At 38.7% G+C, this 19,833-nt stretch carries 17 protein-coding genes and 3 tRNA genes; 4 read left to right on the top strand and 16 right to left on the bottom strand.

Annotated elements, in window-relative coordinates; all coding sequences use genetic code 11:
- Positions 1 to 90: 90 nt before the first annotated feature.
- The 8 genes from ACMZ42_RS21540 to ACMZ42_RS21505 form a co-directional block, all read right to left on the bottom strand.
- A complete protein-coding gene (locus ACMZ42_RS21540) occupies positions 91 to 1,062 on the bottom strand; it encodes a peptidyl-prolyl cis-trans isomerase (protein WP_415732735.1) in 972 nt (323 codons plus the stop codon).
- Positions 1,046 to 1,927 carry an Hsp33 family molecular chaperone HslO gene (gene hslO / locus ACMZ42_RS21535; protein WP_402875094.1) on the bottom strand — a complete coding sequence of 294 codons (882 nt, stop codon included), beginning with the start codon at positions 1,925 to 1,927 and terminating at the stop codon, positions 1,046 to 1,048. The genes ACMZ42_RS21540 and hslO overlap by 17 nt, the downstream gene beginning before the upstream one ends.
- Before the next feature lie 21 nt (positions 1,928 to 1,948).
- Positions 1,949 to 2,716, bottom strand: coding sequence for a type III pantothenate kinase (locus tag ACMZ42_RS21530; protein ID WP_142510501.1), 768 nt, complete (start codon positions 2,714 to 2,716; stop codon positions 1,949 to 1,951).
- A 782-nt stretch (positions 2,717 to 3,498) separates the two neighbouring features.
- Positions 3,499 to 4,332 carry an aldo/keto reductase gene (locus tag ACMZ42_RS21525; protein ID WP_415732734.1) on the bottom strand — a complete coding sequence of 278 codons (834 nt, stop codon included), beginning with the start codon at positions 4,330 to 4,332 and terminating at the stop codon, positions 3,499 to 3,501.
- A gap of 142 nt (positions 4,333 to 4,474) precedes the next feature.
- Entirely contained in the window at positions 4,475 to 6,499 is a 2,025-nt protein-coding gene (gene ftsH / locus ACMZ42_RS21520; RefSeq protein WP_415732733.1) for an ATP-dependent zinc metalloprotease FtsH, read from the bottom strand.
- A 425-nt stretch (positions 6,500 to 6,924) separates the two neighbouring features.
- Entirely contained in the window at positions 6,925 to 7,467 is a 543-nt protein-coding gene (gene hpt, locus ACMZ42_RS21515; protein ID WP_132364364.1) for a hypoxanthine phosphoribosyltransferase, read from the bottom strand.
- A gap of 64 nt (positions 7,468 to 7,531) precedes the next feature.
- Positions 7,532 to 8,938: a tRNA lysidine(34) synthetase TilS gene (gene tilS, locus ACMZ42_RS21510; protein WP_370081916.1), complete on the bottom strand. Its 1,407-nt coding sequence runs from the start codon at positions 8,936 to 8,938 to the stop codon at positions 7,532 to 7,534.
- A 28-nt stretch (positions 8,939 to 8,966) separates the two neighbouring features.
- Positions 8,967 to 11,360 carry a SpoIIE family protein phosphatase gene (locus ACMZ42_RS21505; RefSeq protein ID WP_370081914.1) on the bottom strand — a complete coding sequence of 798 codons (2,394 nt, stop codon included), beginning with the start codon at positions 11,358 to 11,360 and terminating at the stop codon, positions 8,967 to 8,969.
- Between the two features lie 992 nt (positions 11,361 to 12,352).
- Here ACMZ42_RS21505 and ACMZ42_RS21500 point away from each other — a divergent pair.
- The 4 genes from ACMZ42_RS21500 (at position 12,353) to ACMZ42_RS21485 (ending at position 13,230) form a co-directional block, all read left to right on the top strand.
- Positions 12,353 to 12,427: transfer RNA gene (locus ACMZ42_RS21500), tRNA-Gly, on the top strand.
- Positions 12,428 to 12,438: 11 nt separating this feature from the next.
- Positions 12,439 to 12,515: transfer RNA gene (locus tag ACMZ42_RS21495), tRNA-Met, on the top strand.
- Positions 12,516 to 12,520: 5 nt separating this feature from the next.
- Positions 12,521 to 12,592 (top strand) — tRNA-Glu (locus tag ACMZ42_RS21490).
- A gap of 386 nt (positions 12,593 to 12,978) precedes the next feature.
- Positions 12,979 to 13,230, top strand: coding sequence for a hypothetical protein (locus tag ACMZ42_RS21485; RefSeq protein ID WP_370081912.1), 252 nt, complete (start codon positions 12,979 to 12,981; stop codon positions 13,228 to 13,230).
- Between the two features lie 151 nt (positions 13,231 to 13,381).
- Here ACMZ42_RS21485 and ACMZ42_RS21480 read toward each other — a convergent pair whose 3' ends face one another.
- The 8 genes from ACMZ42_RS21480 to spoVT all read right to left on the bottom strand — a co-directional run bounded on the left by ACMZ42_RS21480 (position 13,382) and on the right by spoVT (position 19,454).
- Complete coding sequence (locus ACMZ42_RS21480) at positions 13,382 to 13,828, bottom strand: S1 domain-containing RNA-binding protein (RefSeq protein WP_054612548.1); 447 nt, start codon at positions 13,826 to 13,828, stop codon at positions 13,382 to 13,384.
- Positions 13,829 to 13,962: 134 nt separating this feature from the next.
- The gene (locus tag ACMZ42_RS21475) at positions 13,963 to 14,427 is read right to left on the bottom strand and encodes an FtsB family cell division protein (RefSeq protein WP_370081910.1); all 465 of its coding nucleotides are present in this window, start codon (positions 14,425 to 14,427) and stop codon (positions 13,963 to 13,965) included.
- Positions 14,428 to 14,444: 17 nt separating this feature from the next.
- The gene (gene yabQ / locus ACMZ42_RS21470; protein WP_415732732.1) at positions 14,445 to 14,936 is read right to left on the bottom strand and encodes a spore cortex biosynthesis protein YabQ; all 492 of its coding nucleotides are present in this window, start codon (positions 14,934 to 14,936) and stop codon (positions 14,445 to 14,447) included.
- Positions 14,933 to 15,232 carry a sporulation protein YabP gene (yabP, locus tag ACMZ42_RS21465; protein ID WP_004229167.1) on the bottom strand — a complete coding sequence of 100 codons (300 nt, stop codon included), beginning with the start codon at positions 15,230 to 15,232 and terminating at the stop codon, positions 14,933 to 14,935. Before yabP ends, yabQ begins: the two co-directional genes overlap by 4 nt.
- Before the next feature lie 149 nt (positions 15,233 to 15,381).
- Positions 15,382 to 15,672, bottom strand: a complete 291-nt coding sequence (locus ACMZ42_RS21460; protein WP_370081906.1) for an RNA-binding S4 domain-containing protein — start codon at positions 15,670 to 15,672, stop codon at positions 15,382 to 15,384.
- Between the two features lie 4 nt (positions 15,673 to 15,676).
- On the bottom strand, positions 15,677 to 17,137 hold the full coding sequence (gene mazG / locus ACMZ42_RS21455) for a nucleoside triphosphate pyrophosphohydrolase (RefSeq protein WP_415732731.1): 1,461 nt from the start codon (positions 17,135 to 17,137) through the stop codon (positions 15,677 to 15,679).
- Between the two features lie 9 nt (positions 17,138 to 17,146).
- Positions 17,147 to 18,769: a putative polysaccharide biosynthesis protein gene (locus tag ACMZ42_RS21450; protein ID WP_415732730.1), complete on the bottom strand. Its 1,623-nt coding sequence runs from the start codon at positions 18,767 to 18,769 to the stop codon at positions 17,147 to 17,149.
- Positions 18,770 to 18,917: 148 nt separating this feature from the next.
- The gene (spoVT, locus tag ACMZ42_RS21445) at positions 18,918 to 19,454 is read right to left on the bottom strand and encodes a stage V sporulation protein T (protein ID WP_142510491.1); all 537 of its coding nucleotides are present in this window, start codon (positions 19,452 to 19,454) and stop codon (positions 18,918 to 18,920) included.
- Between the last annotated feature and the right edge of the window lie 379 nt (positions 19,455 to 19,833).

The following is a 19,833-nucleotide window of genomic DNA, read 5'->3' as shown; positions in this document are numbered from 1 at the left end:
TTTTGTAACGTATCTGCAGGCCAAAGCACAAAGCCGATTCCGGACGCAATTATGCCGAGGCATAATTGCTACTCATTTCAGAGCAATCTGTTATTTACTTTTTTTTGCTTCTCCGTAATACCAAGTCGCATTGAATTCAGACCAGAATGATTCCGGTGTAACATGTTGTGGCAATTGCTCTAACGCAAGCTCACGTTCAATATGTTCTTTCACATCGTCATATGTAAAGGATTGTCCTTCTGTTATCTCTTGAACTTGTACAATTCCGTAATGACCGTTAGCGAGCTTAAATGCTTTACTAACCTCACCTGTTTTTAAAGCCTTCACTGCTTTTAAAATGGCAGGATCGACATTTTCCTGTTTTTCTGTGAGGAAACCAATATCTCCGCCTAAGCTAGCTGAAGCACTGTCTACTGAAACTTCACGTGCTAACACCGAAAAATCAGCGGGATCTTTTATTTCACTTAATGCTTCCTCAGCAGCTTTTTTTGAATTCACTTCTATAAAATTCGTACGATAGCTTGTTTTCGTATTGTACAGTGCCTGATTTTCCTCATAATATTTTTCAATACTACCTTCTTTTATAACCACATCTTTTGTCAGTACCTTATCTAATATAAGCTGTGAGCGAATTTTTTGTTGCAGTTGCTCTGACGAAAGGTTTTGCATTGCAGTATCAAATTTATCTTGGGCAGAACGCATTAAGGCTAACTCTAGATCAACCTCCTTATCCGTTACTTGTATTTTAAACTTTTTAGCTGCTTTTTCCATCACTGTTTCATTCACTAAATTTTGTAGCGTCTCTTTACCATAGCGTTCTTCCATGGCTACCATCCACTCTTGACGTGTAATAATATCCCCGTCAACGGCAGCGACTTGCTCGTCGCTACCAATTTCCTTGTCTTTATTAGGAATTAACCAAGTTATAAACCATAAAATATTTCCTAATAATAAGATTGCAATAACTGTTAATGCAGGTTTTGTCTTCAGACGACGTTGCAATAAGGGCGTTTGGTTGGGTGTTGCAGCGGATAAAGGTCGTCGATTACGCGTTGAGCTCATCGATGAATCCTTCTAACTCTTCTTTTGAGAAGTGGTATGTTTCTAAACAGAAGTGACATTGTGCTTCTGCTTCGCCATCCTCTTTAATCATTTCTCGAATTTCCTGTGTCCCTAACCCTAAAATCGCTGCACCAAATCGCTCTTTTGAACATTGACATTTGAATTCTACCGGCATGGAATCTAAAATTTGCAGATGACCGTTTCCTAATACAGCTTCTAATATTTGCTCCGGTGTAAAACCTTTTTCAATCATTTTTGAAACAGGCTCTATAGAAGCAAGATGCTGCTCAATTTCATCGATTGTTTCTTCTTCACAACCTGGCATTAATTGAAGGATAAACCCACCAGCTGCTAGAATTGTGTTATCAGGATTTACTAAAACCCCTAATCCAACAGATGAAGGCACTTGCTCTGATGTAGCGAAATAGTAAGTAAAGTCCTCAGCAATTTCACCCGATACAATTGGCGTTTGTCCAGAGAACATGTCTCTCAAGCCAAGATCTTTTACGACTGTTAATGAGCCCTCTGTCCCAACACCCGCTCGAACATCAAGCTTACCGTGCTCGTTTAAATCGAAATGAACGTGGGGATTTGTTACAAAACCACGTACTTCACCGTGCGCGTTACTGTCAATTACCATTGGACCAATTGGACCGTTCCCCTCAATTTTAACAGTGATTTTTTCCTCACCTTTTAACATGGCACCCATCATCACCGCAGCAGTCATAGAACGACCAAGGGCTGCCGACACAACAGGCCATGTATTATGACGACGTTGTGCTTCTCCTACAGTTGTTGTTGTACAAGCCGCAAAAACACGAACCTGTCCGTTGAATCCTAAACCTCGTACTAAATAGTCTTTCATAAATGAAATGTCCCTCATTTCTTATTGATTGCGTTTATATAGCTTATATAAGCCTTTTAATGTTAAAAACGGATCGACTACATCAATAGCTTGCGTCTCACCAGCAATTAAATTTGCTAATCCTCCAGTAGCAATTACTAAAGGCTCTTCCTTACTTTGTGCTTTCATGCGATTAACAATTCCCTCAACTTGCCCCACGAAGCCATAAAAAATCCCGGCCTGCATCGCAGATACGGTTGTCTTTCCAACAATATGTGTAGAGCGCAATATTTCAATACGTGGCAATCTAGCTGCCTGTGTATAAAGCGCCTCCGTTGAAATCGAAATACCTGGAGCGATAGCACCGCCCATATAATCGCCCTTTTCGTTTAAGTAACAATATGTTGTGGCAGTACCAAAATCAACAATAATCAGTGGTGCTTTATAAACATCAAGAGCTGCAATAGCGTTCACTATGCGGTCTGAGCCAACTTCACGCGGGTTTTCATATTTAATATTCAATCCTGTTTTCACACCTGGTCCTACAACGAGCGGTTTTTTGCGAAAATACTTTTGACACATCGTTTCTAACGAAAACATTATTGGTGGTACAACAGAGGATATAATAATGCCTGTAACCTGTTCAAATGAAATGCCTGCATGATTAAAGAAAGATAATACTTGCATTGCGTATTCATCTTCTGTTTTATGAAGGTCAGTCACCATACGCCAATGGAAGGCCAATTGATCGTTGTCATCATAGACACCTAATACGATATTCGAATTCCCTGCATCTAAAACTAAAATCATGGTTGATGCCTCCTATTTATTGCCCTTCATCGTAATTGTACCTGTCACTATACGATTGATACAACTAAAACAATGCATATTCATGCACAAAAAATCGAATTAAACACTTTAGAAAATGATACCACATTTTTATTCCTATGAAATAGCATACATTCTTACTCCCAAAAGGAGCTACCCTCATATTAGGTAGCTCCTTTCAATTAAATTTAATTCCTATCACCAAAACGTGGTGTTGATTTCCGTTCCGGCTGGGCGCTTTCCTGGGGGCGTCCGATGAGCCGCTTCACTCGCGATGCTCGCTCCAGGGTCTCATCTGTGACGCTGATCCCCAAGGAGTCGCCCAGCCTCCACTTCAATCAACCAATCTACTTAGCGTGTATCTTCTGGCAAGGTACTCTATTTATAGTTATTAAAAAACTTCAACAAAATGTGTTTTTGTGCGAAAGCGTAGCGTTAGCAATAACAGGTCGACAATTACTTCCCTGTTATAGGTCGTAATATTATTCACTTTTGAAATGAATAATATTTTATAAAAGTTCTACGCTACCGCTGATTGGAGTGGAAGGCTACTCGACTCCCGTGGGAAAGCGAGACAGACGAGACCCTGCACGGAGCGTAAGCGAAGGAAGCGGCTCGACGCTCGCCCACAGGAAGCTTTGCTCTGTGCGAAAGCGAAGCGTCAGCAACAAAGCGAGTAGCCTGGAACGGAAATCAACTTCACTTTTTTAGTATGAAATTTATTTTGAAAGGAGCCACCCCCATATTAGGTAGCTCCTTTCACATTATTTAAAATTAAATTTTTCTGGGTCTGGTCCGCAACGTAGGCCATCATTTAGTGCATCTAACTGAGTCATTTCTTCCTCAGCTAATGCAAAGTCAAAGACCGTTAGATTTTCCGTCATACGTGCAGGAGTCATTGTTTTTGGAATAGTGACTACACCATGCTGCACATCATAACGTAACACAATCTGCGCTGGTGTTTTGCCATATTTAGAAGCTAACTGCTGAATCAATGATTCTTCCAATAAAGAACCATTCATTAATGGTGACCACGCTTCTGCCTGTATCCCCTTTTCCTTACAATAGGCACGTACCTCCTCTTGAGTTAAGTGCGGATGAAATTCAATTTGATTAATAACAGGAACAACCGATGTTTCCTTTAATAAATTTTCTAAATGATGAACATGGAAATTACTAACACCAATTGAGCGTACACGGCTATCCTGATAGATTTTTTCAAGCGCTTTATAAACATCAACATAATTTGTATCTATACCTGGCCAGTGAACTAAATATAAATCTAAATAATCTAATCCTAATTTCTCTAAACTACTATCATAAGCTGCCAGTGTTTCTTCATAGGAAAGTCCATCATTCCAAACCTTTGATGTTACGAATAGTTCTTCACGTGTTACTAAGCCCTCGTTAATTGCTGCACGAATTCCTCGTCCAACACTTTCTTCATTGCGATATACTTGGGCTGTATCAATGCTACGGTAACCTTTTGCAATAGCTGTTTTAACCGCCTCAGCCAAGTCATCCCCTTCAGGCACTCGAAAAACGCCATAGCCTATTAACGGCATCTCTAAACCATTATTCAATGTTACATTTCCCACGTTACAACACTCCTATCTATTTTGGTCCTAAAAAATTTAAGAACCTATATACGCAGCTGCGTACATTCTATCGTAATACCTATTACCGAAAAAAGGCAAAGAAAAAGACTGCTTACTAAAATCGTAAACAGTCTTTCTCACATTAATCACGCTTTTCATCGATACCTTTTGGTGTATTATTCGGCTCTCTACCTTCTTTAGGTAAATCAGCTGTTGTTGGATCCGGCTCATTGCTAAGCAATTCTTTTTTAACAGCCTGTTCACCAACTACATCTAATATTGGTTGAGCTTCAGCTTTAGGAGCTTTTTCCACAACCGTTTCTACCTCAGGTTCCGGTAAGACACCGTGATCACGTAAATGCTCAATTTCTTGCGCATTTAATGTTTCTTTTTGCATTAATGTATTAGCAATTAAATCAAGTAAATAACGTTTTTCAGTTAAGATTCGTTTAGTACGCTCATATTGCGAATCGATAATTTTTTGCATTTCTTTATCAATTTCATAGGCGATTGAATCAGAGTAATTTTGATCTGAATTAAAGTCACGACCAAGGAATACATTCCCACCCTGACTTGAACCAAACTGCATTGCACCAAGATTTTCACTCATACCATATTCAGTGACCATGGCACGTGCAATACTTGTTACCTTTTGGAAGTCGTTATGTGCCCCAGTAGATACTTCGCCAAGTACGATTTCCTCTGCTACACGACCACCAAGTAGGCCAGCAATACGGTCTAATAGTTCTTGTTTTGTTGTGAAGAAACGTTCTTCCTTCGGTAACATAATCGCGTAACCTCCAGCTTGGCCACGAGGGACGATTGTTACTTTGTGTACTGTATCTGCTTCATCTAACTCTAAACCAACAACTACGTGCCCAGCTTCATGGAAGGCTACAAGTTTCTTCTCTTTCGCTGAGTAAACGCGGCTAGCTTTTGCCGGACCTGCAATTACTCGGTCAGATGCCTCATCGATATCTGCCATATTAATTGTACGTTTGCTTTTACGAGCCGCTACAAGTGCAGCCTCATTTAACAAGTTCTCTAAGTCAGCACCTGAGAAACCTGGTGTACGTTGTGCAACAGCTGCTAAATCTACTGTATCAGATAAAGGCTTGTTGCGCGCATGTACTTTTAGAATTGCTTCACGACCTTTTACATCAGGATGTCCTACTGTAATTTGACGGTCAAATCGACCAGGACGTAATAACGCTTTATCTAAAATATCTGGGCGGTTTGTTGCAGCGATAATAATAATACCTTCATTTGCCCCGAAACCATCCATTTCAACTAACAATTGGTTCAATGTTTGTTCACGCTCGTCATGGCCACCACCAAGACCTGCGCCACGTTGACGACCTACTGCATCAATCTCATCGATAAAGATGATACAAGGTGCATTTTTCTTGGCATTTTCAAATAAGTCACGAACACGTGATGCACCGACACCGACAAACATTTCTACGAAGTCAGAACCTGAAATCGAGAAGAATGGTACGCCTGCCTCACCTGCTACCGCTCGTGCAAGTAATGTTTTACCTGTACCTGGAGGACCTACAAGTAAGATACCCTTTGGAATTCGGGCACCAATTTCAGTAAATTTACGGTGATCCTTTAAGAAATCAACAACCTCTACAAGCTCTGCTTTCTCTTCATCAGCACCCGCTACATCTGTAAAACGAACTTTTTTCTTCTGGTCGTCATAAAGTTTGGCTTTACTTTTACCAAAGCTCATCACTTTATTACCGCCACCTTGAGATTGACTCATTAGGAAGAAGAATAAGAAAATGATAATGATGAAAGGAATGATCCCTGTAAAGAACTGAATCCATCCACTTGTTTCTGGCGCTGTTAAATATTTAATATTACTATTCTTATCCTTAGCAGCCTCATCGATACGGTTCAATAAAGATTGGTTATCACGAGGGATATTTGCTGTAAAGCTTTGACCCTTCTCATAACCCTTCATCGTACCCTCAACGATGTATACTGATTTATCAGGTTGAATTGTAGCACTTGTTATTTCTTTCTTATCTAGAGCATCTTGAAACTCAGAATAAGTTAACTCTTTCGTTGGCGCATTTCCACCATTGAAAGTACCAAATATACCGATAATCACTAAGAAAATCAGTAAATAGAATATGGTATATCGAAATATTCGATTCATCTCCAGCCTCCTCATTACAAACAGAAAAATTATAAGTAAAATCTTAACATATCATGATTTCATCATACAACGAAAAGCCCTACATAAAAAAAGTTTCGTCCGATTTTTGTCGAAATCGAAAAATATTTATGCATTTATCAAGTATGTTCCAGCGTAGTTGCATCTAACAATGTACCTAGATTTTTGAATTATGATCAATTATGCCTCTGCATAATTGTGTCCTGAATCGGCTTTGTGCTTAATTGCCACAGGACGTGGCGTTCTTAGCGGATGTTTGGACACCTGCTAAAAAGCAACTTAAACCTGCATTCATCTCACCACCTATAGAGGTGGGGGACGAAAGAAGTTAAAAAAATAAAAATCTATGACCTTCGCTGGAGGCACTTACTTTTCATAGTGGTATTCTTTCGTTAATTTCTTACTTGTTAGAAAGAATAAACTGCCGGCTTTAAAATGCCGATATACGGTAAATTACGGTATTTTTCTGCGTAGTCTAAACCATACCCTACAACAAAACCATCTGGCACTTCAAAACCAACATAATCAGCACCTAAGTCTACTTTACGACCTGATGGTTTATCTAACAATGTCACAATTTTGATGGATTTTGCTTTACGGTATTTAAATAAGTCTACTAAATAACTTAACGTTAAGCCGCTATCAATAATATCCTCGATGATTAATACGTCACGTCCCTCAACGCTTGTATTTAAATCCTTTAGAATTTTAACTTCCCCTGATGAAACTGTAGCATTTCCGTAGCTAGAAACATCCATAAAATCTAGCTCAATGAAAGAATCGAAACGTTTCATCAAGTCTGTCATAAAAGGCATTGCCCCTTTTAAAACACCAACTGCTAGCGGGAATGAATCTTTGTATTCCTCTGTCAATTGTGCCCCTAACTCAGCGATTCTTTCTTGTAATTGTTCTTCTGTAATCATAACTTTTTCGATGTCATTTTGTAACATAGCGATTCCTCCTCGTGTGTATAAAAAAATGTTCAACCATTTGGGGTGAAATTTTACAAAGACCTTAGTCTACGATGAGCACTGTATCATCGTTTGGTTGCGGAGAGGTTGAAAAAAACATTCCCATACGCACATCAATTACCGCTACGACCTCATCAGATTGAGAAATCAGTAACGGCCAGCTATTTCGCTCATTTAAAGGAATCTTTTCATCTATAAAAAGGCGAGATAAGCGTTTTGGCTGATCCATTCCTTTTAACAGTATTCTGTCCCCTTCCTTACGCGCTCTAACATAGAGTGGAAGTTTGAGTTTGCTAGCGTTAAAATAAAAAAGTTGTGCAGTATTCGTCAGCATTTCAGACGATAAATCAGGCAACTCGACTACGCATAAACGTTCACCATTCGTCAGTGTTGTCCACCCATTAGTAGTCGAAATAATCTTTTTCTCAGGAGAAGCTTCATCTTCTAATGGCTCTTTCTTCTGAATTGTTAATTTTCCGTAACGGCGAACTGCTATAAAATCTTCTGGCAAGTGAACTTCAGCATACCCTGCTGTCGTATCACAAAGCTTTGAAATTGAAGTCAATAAAGCATAACTTTGTATCGTATTTGAATCTTTGTAAAGATAGTTTAATAGTATTAAAATGAGCCTCCTTTGTAAAGCAAGTGGTACCAATTGAAGAGCCTTAATTTCCATGCTATATGTATTTCCATCTTTTCTTTTTACTGTTCTAGAAAATACATCCTCCGCTAATGTCATTAAATAGGCATCGTCTTCTTGCAATTGTTTTGTAAAATGAGTTACCTGCTCTGTTACTCTTGGGTTTTCTGCCTCCAACAAAGGCACCACATGATGTCTAAAACGATTGCGTACATAGGTATCCTTAGCATTGCTAGCGTCTTCCCGATAATCTAAACCTTGCTTAAGTAAATATTCCCTTATTTCTAACTTTGTAACCGTTAAAAACGGACGAATTAATGTTTTTCCTTCAAAAATACGTTGTGAACGTATACCTTGCATACCATTTATCGTTGCATTTTTTGTCAGGGCCATTAATACTGACTCCAGTTGGTCGTCCGCATGATGTGCAGTTACAAGCTTGCTAGCATTCGTTTTTTCCATGACCTCTTTAAAATATTGATACCTTTCTCTACGACAAATAAGCTGTGTATTTCCATTTTCTGAAGCCATAATCTCTGGTATTGGAATTGCCTTTGCATATAAATATACACCATACTCATCACAATACTTCTGGACAAAAGCTCTGTCCTCAGTAGACGCTTCACCTCTTAGCATATGATCAACATGTACGGCTCCTACTGTAATTCCCCACTGCTCTTTTGTTTTGACAAAATAATGGAGCAAAGCCATTGAATCCACTCCACCCGAAACGGCGATGAGAAGATGGTCGTCTTGCTGCAATAATTGCTCTTCTTCGATAAATTTTTTGACCTTTAATTCAAGTGACAAACGCTTCTCCTCCCCTTTTCGTTCTCTTTTATGATGAATTGCTCATAGAGTGTTGAACTGGCCTAAATACAGCCCACGTAGGTACAACATGTGTAACCTCTAGCATCAATACAGTGCAATCGTCTTCAATGGCATAGTAAGATTGGAAAGATTGCATAATCGTTGTTAGTTTTTCCTGGATGGTTTTAGTAGTTCCAGCTACTTGCTGCGCATACGCTAAAAATAGCTCTTCTTGCTCGTCCCAATCATCAACACTTGAAAATAATCCATCAGAGTGCATCAAAATTACATCGCCAGCTTTAAGCTTTCTTTTTTCAGCCTCGACTGCTGAAATGGATAAAAAACCTACAGGCGCTGCATTACTTTCAACCTTCAGCACCTCTTTCCCACGTAAAATATACGTAGACATTCCCCCTGCCTTCCACGACCATAAATCACCTTGTTGTAAATCGACAAGTGCAAAATCAAGCGTTGCATACATATCATTTTGTTGCTTTAAGGACATGACATAATGCAACGTATGCATCGCAGTCTCTGGGTTCATATTGTAATTTAAACATTCTCGCATTAAGTGTATTAACTTTCTACTCTCATGCTGTGCTTCTTTACTCTGACCCATACCATCTGACAATAAAATTGCAAATAGTCCTGGATGTAATTGAAATAATGCATGGGAATCACCGGAATATAACGTCGCATCTTTAGACATGCTATATATATCATACTCTACTTCAAAGCTAATAGCTGATCTAAAGCTTACTTGAATGTGACGAAATGGTATATCGCTTGCTACTACTTTTTCAATTTCAAATGGTTCTTCAAAAATATCATATAAAATCGGCAATATCATCCGTTCAGCTACTGTTGTGTCTTCCTCCCAATCGACTCGTGCTGGTGCTAAAGCACAGACTATTTTTCGTGCCCCAGGTTTATTACTAAGCACATCTAGTTGAAAACATTCAATATTAGCATCTTTTAATCGTTGAGTAATGTCCTTCTCCACACTAACGAATGAAATAGTCTCTTCTTTCATCTCCGCTATTAACTGATTTAGATGATTGCTCATATCACGTAGCTGAAGCGCTATCATTTTCTTACCATGGAAATACTGACCATTAATGCGCTCTCTGTACAGCTCCGTTTCCAATTCCTCGAAAATTTTCGTTGATTTCACACATTTATAGCGTATTTGTTCTTCGACACGATGAATACCAGAATCCTTCCCAACACCTTTCATATGAAACCAGTCTGTCATGAGCTTGTCCATTCCGTTATTTTGCGCTCCCCAACAGCGATCATAGCGGAAACAGCTCAAGCATGTATTCATCGGTGACACTTCCTTCGCCTCTTCTATCGGGGCCGTCATAAAACGCTCAAACACAAGCTCCTTCATAAACTGTACAAAATGCTGAAAATGCTCTAATTTAAACGTAACATGCTCCGTTAACCAATTTTGACGAGCGAGTAAGACCTCCTCACGCTGTGGAAACAGCTTGTCCCGCACCTTTTCAGAATATTTACTTGGGATCGTTATAAAAACGATACTACCAACAACAATCGATGTAAAATACACGCTATCTAACGGCAATGTTGCATCGTAAAATAAAAAAAACACACTTGGCAAAATACTGCCAATTGCTACACCGAATCGTCCAACACGAGCCCCCATCCCGGCACACAATCCTGTTAAGGTGGCTACAGACAGCATACCCGTAAATGAAAGTTTTGCAACACCAATGAGAGTCCCGAGTACGGCTCCGATAACCGTCGCTAATGGTACACTTCCTACTAACGCACCGAAGCAAATGAATAGTTGTAATAAAAAAATGGGGAGTGAAAAATAGCTAATGACAATCGCTTGCATACCTGTAAGCATAGCAGCAAATACAACTAATCCAGAGCCTAGCTTCTCATAAGTCCAATGACTCGTAAACCATTCATGAGAATTGACAAACAACACTTGCATAAACAGCGTCATAATAAGAGCTAAAGCCGCTTCACAGCCTACATAAAATTGCACAAGCACCGGAGGTAAACCTTGATACATAACTCCCTGCCACATTATCTGTACAAGTAGTACCGCTAAAGATACCGCTATACTTTGTGGTATCTGCCAATAACGGAAGCGCATAACACATTCATACAAGACGATCTGCAATGCTAAAATGAAGACTTGTCCAAAGCCAAGGAAAAAACATCCTATCAAACCACCGAACAAAACATATTTGGCATATTCTTTATATTTCGTTCGAATAATTGCCCAAAAAGGAACTGAGAAAGGTACGGCCGCTTCAAACACCACAGACTGAGCTAAAAAGAAGGATGTTAAAAAAAATAAAGAGCCTATTAACAATTGCCTTTTTTTCACTCCTAATTTCTGTTCGTCTACATTTGCCGTGTTATACCATTCAATACTCGTCATTTCACTATCCCCTTTCTGCCTTTTGGAGCTATTATAAGAAATTATGTATGGAAAGATTGTCTGACGGTGACAGAAAAAAATATAAACATTTCGACGAATACATATGCATAAATACGAGAAATGGCAACAATTTCTACAAAAACGATTTGCTGCACAACATTATAAACATCTCTTTCTGTATAATTTGTTTAAAAATTACGAAAATTACATAACCCAGTCCCACCGTTGTTACATAAAAAACTTTACATTTTTTTTGCCATGAGAGGTCTAGTGCATGTTGGCCCCTTCTTTTTCATTGATCGATGCTCCCAATTTCATTAAAATACTATAGTCAACAAGTACACCGATACTTTTCTACTTAAGAACAAAAAGTTTGATAAATTCCCAATCAAAAGGCTCATCACCAAAAGTTGTGGATGACATTTGATTAATTATGCCTCGGTATAATTGCGTACGGAGGCTCTAACTTCATTCAGCAATGTCTTTTGTAATGAAAGAGAAGCGTCAGCTACAGAAGACTCCTACATTTGTAGGTGGTGAGATAAATAAAGGTGTGGTTCCATTTCAGTGGAGTCCAAACACCTTTGATAAGAGTTGATCGGAGTGGAGACTAGGCGACTCCTTGGAGATTAGCAATAGAGGAACGAAGGCTAAAAGCATCACATCCTGTGATAACGCCTTCGTGACCAACATCGGTGCTGTTGCTGTCGCTTCGTTGCACTACGCTTTCGCGCAAAAGACATCTGTTGGCCCGAGACCCTGCAGCGAAGCGGATGTTTTCTGTGCGAAAGCGAAGCGTCAGCAACAAAGCGCCTAGTCGGAACGGAAATCAACTACACTTTATGGTGATGAGCTATCAAATACTCTCTCTTTTTGTTAGCAAATCTTTAAATAATTAATAAAACCATATATTTTTATTAATTTTTTTAAAAAAACTACTTGACGTTAGTTACAAAGGCATGTATTATATAACTTGTTGCTTAAGGCAAAACGCGGAAGTAGTTCAGTGGTAGAACACCACCTTGCCAAGGTGGGGGTCGCGAGTTCGAACCTCGTCTTCCGCTCCATAATATTTAATGGCGGCCTAGCTCAGCTGGCTAGAGCGTACGGTTCATACCCGTAAGGTCGGGGGTTCGATCCCCTCGGCCGCCACCATAGTAGGCCCCTTGGTCAAGTGGTTAAGACACCGCCCTTTCACGGCGGTAACACGGGTTCGAATCCCGTAGGGGTCATATCAAATAGGCGTCTCAGAACGATTTCTGAGACGCCTATTTTTTTTGCAGATTAAAGTTGAATACTAGAAATATCGAATTTATTTATTTTTTTACTACCTGATGCCCCGGTGTAATCAGTTTAGGAACGCCTGCGCCAATGGTTTCACGAGCAGTTTCCCTTTGTTATTGCCACTGTTGTTGTTACTGTTGCTGTTGCTTTCGCACAGACAAAACCCTATTGTTACTGTCGCTTCGCTTTCGCACATAAAAAATACTCGTTGCTCCTAACGCCCCTTCGAAAAGACCCCAGCTGAAACGGAAATCAACCCAAGTTATGGTGATGAACATAAAAATATGGCATACTAATAATGAAAAAAGCGTGTAAACTAGGAGGTTTATTTCCTTTGGGTTCATTAACTAAAGCTGCTTTAATTTGCGGAAGTGGCTCTATGATTATTCTCGTATCTATTCTTATTAATTTACCATTTGCCGTACAAATATTTTTACTCCTCACCGGACTAGCGGTTAGTGTTTACGGTGTGTTTTTACTTGTCAAAATGGTTGTTAAGCCAGCCGAAAAACCTTTAGAAACACTAACAGAACAAACACCCGCGCAAGCTCCTAAAAAGAAGAAAAGACCGACATCCACGTTGTAGGACGACACATAGATCCTACTAGAAGGGTCATTATGACTTATAGCTAGATGAGATGTATGCAGAGATTATTAAAAAAAGGGATTAGCTTTATTAAAAAGCTAATCCCAAATCTATTTAATACACTTTTTCTACGATTAAAACAGTCAGCAAACTACCCTCTTCTAGCTCCACGACCACCGCGTTTTGATTCTGTAGCACGTTTAAGTGTTGCTAGGCGTTCATCACTATCTTTTAAGAAACGTGCCATTTTTTGCTCAAAATTCTCTTTTGGCTGATGACGATCGTTGCGATCATTAGATCGATTATCGCGACGTGGACGTGCCGGACGCTCTGGACGCTCTGGTCTCTCTGGTCTCTCTGCTTGAGGCTTTGCTTTACGGATTGAAAGACCGATCTTTCCGTCCGCTTCAACATTCATCACTTTTACTTCAACTTCATCTCCAACTTTTAGATGCTCATTGATATCTTTTACATAATTGTCAGCAACTTCACTGATGTGTACTAAGCCTGTTTTGCCGTCTGGCAGCTCAACGAATGCTCCAAAATTTGTGATTCCTGTTACTTTACCTTGTACCTTGCTGCCTACTTCAATTGACATAAAAAAAATGCTCCTCCTTAAAAATTAAGCGACTCATTTGAGTCATGTAATCAATTTAATCAAACTTTTTACTACAATAAGTTTCTCTTTTCATTATATATAACAATAAAAGAGTGTCAACAATACATAGCTTTTCAGTCTTCTTTTTTACCTTTCTTTTCTGATTTGCTGTCTTTTTTATCTTTTTCCTCCGGTATATCGCCTTTTTTACCTTTTTCGTCCGGAATAATGAAAATTATTTCACCTTTTTCGGATAAAAAATAATCTTTACGTAATAACTTCGCGATATACTCATCATCCTCTAACTGTTTAATTTTAAGATTTAACGAATCTCGCTCATCTTTCAATTCAGAAAGATGCTCCTTCGCTTCAACCTTTTTTTGCTCTTTTGCAGCTAGAGTTTCATTTTGATTCGAAAGTATATTTAAGAGAAAGGCAATAATAACGACTGGCACAATCGCAAAAAAGGCAATACGGCGCATTTTCCGTTTTCGCGCTTGAATTTTACGATTTATAGCTTTATCCGTGTTACGGACATAGTCATTATCAAGTTTAGTATAGTTTTGTTGGTCATCATTTGATGAACGACGTAAAGTCATGCCCGCACCTCCGAAAATTATTGTTGTCTTTTATTATACTTGATAAATCGAACTTTTTTAAAAAAAGTGTTGGACAAATACGAATAAATTTTGACAAAAGGTCTTAAAACAAACGCACTAATACTTATTAAGAATTTAAAAATTTGTCGAATGATAGCACTTATTAACCGTATGATGAACCACAGGGGTCTCCATGTTATATTCACCAAAACCCTCGCGACGAAACGTAAAAAAGTTTGAAAAAACGTTTGATACAAAAAAATTCCGGCTATTTGCGCTAGCGGGTCATAAGCCCGCCAAGCGCCATCTTTTAGCCAAAATAATAAATAGTATGTCATGCCTCCAAGTAGAATCCAGGTAAGTAGTTCAAATACCATCATCCATCTTCGAAGGCTTGACCTTTTTGGAGTTGAAAAAACAATGAGCCTTACACTATCAATAATGAACCCGACTGCTATACCGCTCAAAACCATGACTAATAGCTGAACAAATTGTTCACTAACAATCATCCAAACAATTTATGAAGGAAACCTTTCGAGAAGCCACTTTCCTCCTCGTCATACTGCAAGGTTTTTACAGTTCCTTCAAGCGTCAATAACCCTTTGTCAACATCTAAATGAACGATATGCAGTTCTTCTCCACGGATTAACAAATGCCCTTGGGACGTCTTGATGAAAAATTCTTCCTGATCAAAGCGTTCAATTGATTTTACAGAAGTCATGTCCATTCTTTTACGATTACGAATCGTTAAAATATGCTCTCCAGATGGAATTGTGTAACGGTTACTTTCTTGATGTAGCGTCATTTTTTTCCTCCTTTAGTCGTCCTAGCTTCTGTTCACTTTATGCGGACAACCTTAAAAGCATGACAACTTTATTAAAGTTGTTACACTTTTATCCCCCATTTACGGAAAAAGCCATGGACAACTTCAGAAGACTCCTACACTATTATTAATTAGTCCTCATCATCAATAAATTCAGGTTCAATTTTTTCAAGGCGCTCTTCCTTCAAAATAGTAAACATTTTTGCGGCATCTTCTTTTTTCACAGTATCACGTAATTCCTCTACACGCGCTGTCACAATTTTTTGTCCAAAACGAATAGCTAGCTCATCGCCAACTTTAACAGCACTACTAGCTTTCGCGACCTTACCATTGATCGTAATACGACCTTGGTCTGCTACTTCCTTCGCTAATGTACGACGTTTAATTAAACGTGATACTTTTAAAAATTTATCTAATCGCATATTTTTACTCCTTTTCTAGCTGCTTTGCTTCATTCCAGAAAGCATCTAATTGTTCTAATGTATAATCAGAAAATGGCTTTCCACTTTCCTTTACCTTTGCTTCCACATAACCAAAGCGTTTCGCAAACTTCTCATTCGCATGTAACATAGCCTCTTCTGGAGATAGCTTGTAGAAACGCGCTAAATTCACAAGTGTGAACAAGACATCTCCAAATTCATCAAGACGTGACGCATTTGTACCTTTCGTCACCTCATTACGAAACTCCTGCCACTCCTCTGCAAACTTGTCCCATGCTCCATCTACATCAGGCCAATCAAATCCTACCTTCGCAGCTCTTTTTTGATAATTATATGCTGTTTGTAGAGCAGAGGACGCCCGGTATTCCTCTTTTAATAGTGGCTTTTCACTTATACCCTTTTCTTCCGCTTTTATAACTTCCCAGTTAGCTACAACACCCTCTACATCTTCCACCGATACATCTCCAAATACATGAGGGTGTCGACGAATCATTTTTTCACTTATTGAAGCTAATACATCTTCCAACGTAAAGTAACCTTGATCTTCTCCGATTTGTGCATGAAGGAACACTTGTAACAGTACATCTCCAAGCTCCTCGATCATCGCAAAGTCATCCTCTGCATCTACCGCTGCCAAATATTCGTGTGCTTCTTCTAGTAAATATTTTTTCAGTGACTCATGTGTTTGCTTTTGATCCCACGGACAGCCATCTGGACCTCGTAATACAGCAATAATTTGACGGAAAGTTGTCCAGTCTCGTAAAGCGTCCTCTTGTGATTTTACAGGTGGCACATATACCGTTGTTAAATTGTCCACCTCAACGCTTTGGTCGAGTTCATAAAGTGGTACCGTCACTAATTTTTCCTGTGACGAGCCAGCTGCTGTAACGACTGTAACAGGGTATTCGTCATCGTATTTCTCCATTAACGTTAGCTTTACTTCTGATGCACTAAATGTATCATATACTTGAGCTATTAAAATATGTTGACGCATGTTAATGTCATGCATAGAAAAGCTAGTACCATCCAGCAGTTGGAAACCCTCAATTGGGTCGATTTTTAACGCACCAAATATTGGATCTAAGAAGCTTTGCCCACCTTCAATGACTAGTTTTACTTTTCCCTCATCCGCAGCGGCAATAAGCAATTGTACAGTCTGCTCTGCGACAAGTGGATGCCCCGGTACAGCGTACATGACATCTTCATTTGCTGTTGCAGCCACAAGCTTTTCTGCAATTTCCTCATACACAGGCTGGAACGAATTATGTTTTTCATAGACTGCGTCAAAGCTTTCAAATTGTAAGCCCTCAGCTGATAATTCTTCTAATACAGGATGGTCCACTGTACGAACATATAATTTTCTTGCCGCTTTTAGCTTTTTATAGACACCCATTTGCAGCTGATTAAAATCACCCGCACCTAGACCAATAACTGTTAAAGTATTCAATCAATCCACCTACTTCTTTCGATTTAACCATAATTGATAAACTGCCATTTTGCGCCCAAACGGTAGTAAGTACCACTCTTTTTCGACTAGTACTCGTAACTTAGCAATTATTGTGATCATTACAAACGCTCCTAAACACACGGCCGAAAAACCTGCTACCACTGCGACAAATCGAGGTGATAAAAATTGGTTTAACAACGATGGTATAAACTGTAGCCAAACTAGCACTACAGCTGCCATGCTGAGTGATGCAATCCCAACTTTTTTGTAAAAATTGGCTGGCGCTAATTGAATGGCAGTCATTCTTTTTAAATAAAAAATAAGTATTAGGGCAGTAAACAAAAGACCTACATTATTCGCAATAGCCGCACCTAATACACCGAATAAACTAATTGTTAGCACATTCAATATTATTTTTAAAATAAAACCTATAATCAAAAATAAAGCCGGCTTTTTTAATTTTCCATAGCCTTGCAAAATAGCTGTAAATGTCAAAATAATTGACAATGGCACAATTTGTAATACATATACCATAAGTACTTCCGACAGTGCATCTGTTTTAAAGAGCATTACATTAATATAAGGCATAACGAGTATTAAACCTAGAGATGCCGCCCACCCAAATAATACAGACGCTTTATACGTTAGTTGAATAAACGGAATGGCACTACGGCCTTCCTGTCTTTTGGACATATGCGCGACAAGAGGCACAATAGCAAGTGAAAGTGAAGAAGCAATAACAACTCCGAGCTGTACCAATGGCTGCCCACGATCATAAACGCCTTTTGTTGCCTTAGCTACCGTCTGATCCATTCCACCATCTATTAATAGCGAATAAATTGTAAAGGAATCAACTAACTGATAGCCAAGCAACAATAGACCACTCATGCTCACACTTAAACTCAGCAATGTTACCTCTTTAATAATGGGAAAACTATCGATACGCCGCTGTTGTTTCTTATCATTAAATAAACCAAAACGTTTTTTAAAGATCAGCGCAAGTAATACAAAGCCTACAATTTCACCAATAACTGTACCTATAATGGCCATTTGTCCAGCACTATAAAGTGATTCTGTCGTCTTCATAATGATAAATGTTCCTGCTATAATGACAGATACTCTCACAGCTTGTTCAAGGACTTGTGCATAAGCAATCGGCTCCATAATGCCTCTTGATTGGAAGCCGCCCTTAAAAATAGCATGAGCTGGCATAACAAGTACTATAAATGAACCCGTCCGTATTAAAGGCGCAAGCTGAGTATCGCCCATAAGCTGCGCAATTATTTCAGCACCACTAAATAAAGCAACAAAAAACAATAACGATAGTACGGTTAAATAACGAAAAACAATACGCATAATACCGCTTCGTTTATGATCTCTCTCTAGCGGGTCTAAAATACAATCATTATCTGCAAGCATTTTAGAAATAGCTACTGCAAATCCACTAGCTGTCCATACGACAAAAATAGATATAACTGGATACACTTGCTGATAAATATAAAATCCTTCATCACCAACAAGATTTTGAAAAGGCACACGATAAATTGCACTAAGAACCTTCACAATAAGAGCAGCAATTGTAAGTAAGGCTGCGCCCTTCATGTAGCTTTTCATGCCAAAACGTTCCGACATAAATTGCCCTCTTTCCTTCTTTAACAATGCCAATAGTATAGCACATCTCCAAAGTATGACGCGCGCGGGTAGCACTACCATAAAACTATGTACGAAAAAAAGTTATTGTTCAGCCTAAAAAGGTCAGCGCAATAACTTTCAATTCTTATCAACTATTCATTTGTTTAGCTAAGAAGTTAGCCGCTGTTTCAGCAACTTTCACTTCAACTTCACCGATAAAGTGTACTTTAGACAAAACGATAATACAGCCGATCGGATCACCGTTTACCATAATAGGCGTTGCACAATAAGACTTTACTTGCTCATATTGTCCAGGAACAATCTCGATTGTTGTTTCCATTTTTTCTATTTTTGTTGAACGTTCGTCCATAAAACTTTCCGCAAAGGATGTAATACGACGATTAATATACTCTTTCTTACCGATCCCTGAGACAGCAATTACTTCATCTCGGTCGGTTACAAACGCTGGAGTACCTAACGTTTCATATAATGTTTCCACATATTCTCTTGCAAATTCCCCTAAATCATTAATTGGAGAATATTTCTTTAAAATGACTTCACCTTCACGGTCTGTATAAATTTCTAGTGGGTCTCCCTCACGAATACGTAACGTTCTACGAATTTCTTTTGGAATAACCACACGCCCTAAATCATCAATACGACGAACAATCCCTGTTGCCTTCATTCTTAATCCTCGCTTTCGCTACAATGAAATTTTTTCAATTTTAGTATGGTTTTTTATGAAGCAATCTATGCAAAAACTGAAGAAATAGGATTTCACACCCAACAATATTTTCAAAAAGGCCTTAAAAACCTAAGCAAATACCATGTAGAATTTTTCAACTTCAATCAACTTATCTTAGATTAACCACAAAAACAAATTTTTATAAATTAATTTATAAAATATTTTTAACAAGAAATAATAATAATTCAACCTTTGCCATTACGTCAATAAGTCAAAAGGATGTTTATCACAAAAGAACCATAACAAAAAGTGATACTTTTACCCTTATTTTCCCTACTATCTAGCTCATGAGTCTCAATTTGTGATATTGATCTCTAAG

Origin of the sequence: Lysinibacillus sp. NPDC056185, assembly GCF_047737915.1 — a bacterium.
In the GTDB taxonomy this organism is placed as follows: domain Bacteria; phylum Bacillota; class Bacilli; order Bacillales_A; family Planococcaceae; genus Lysinibacillus.
This window is presented reverse-complemented; position numbering and strand designations above follow the sequence as displayed.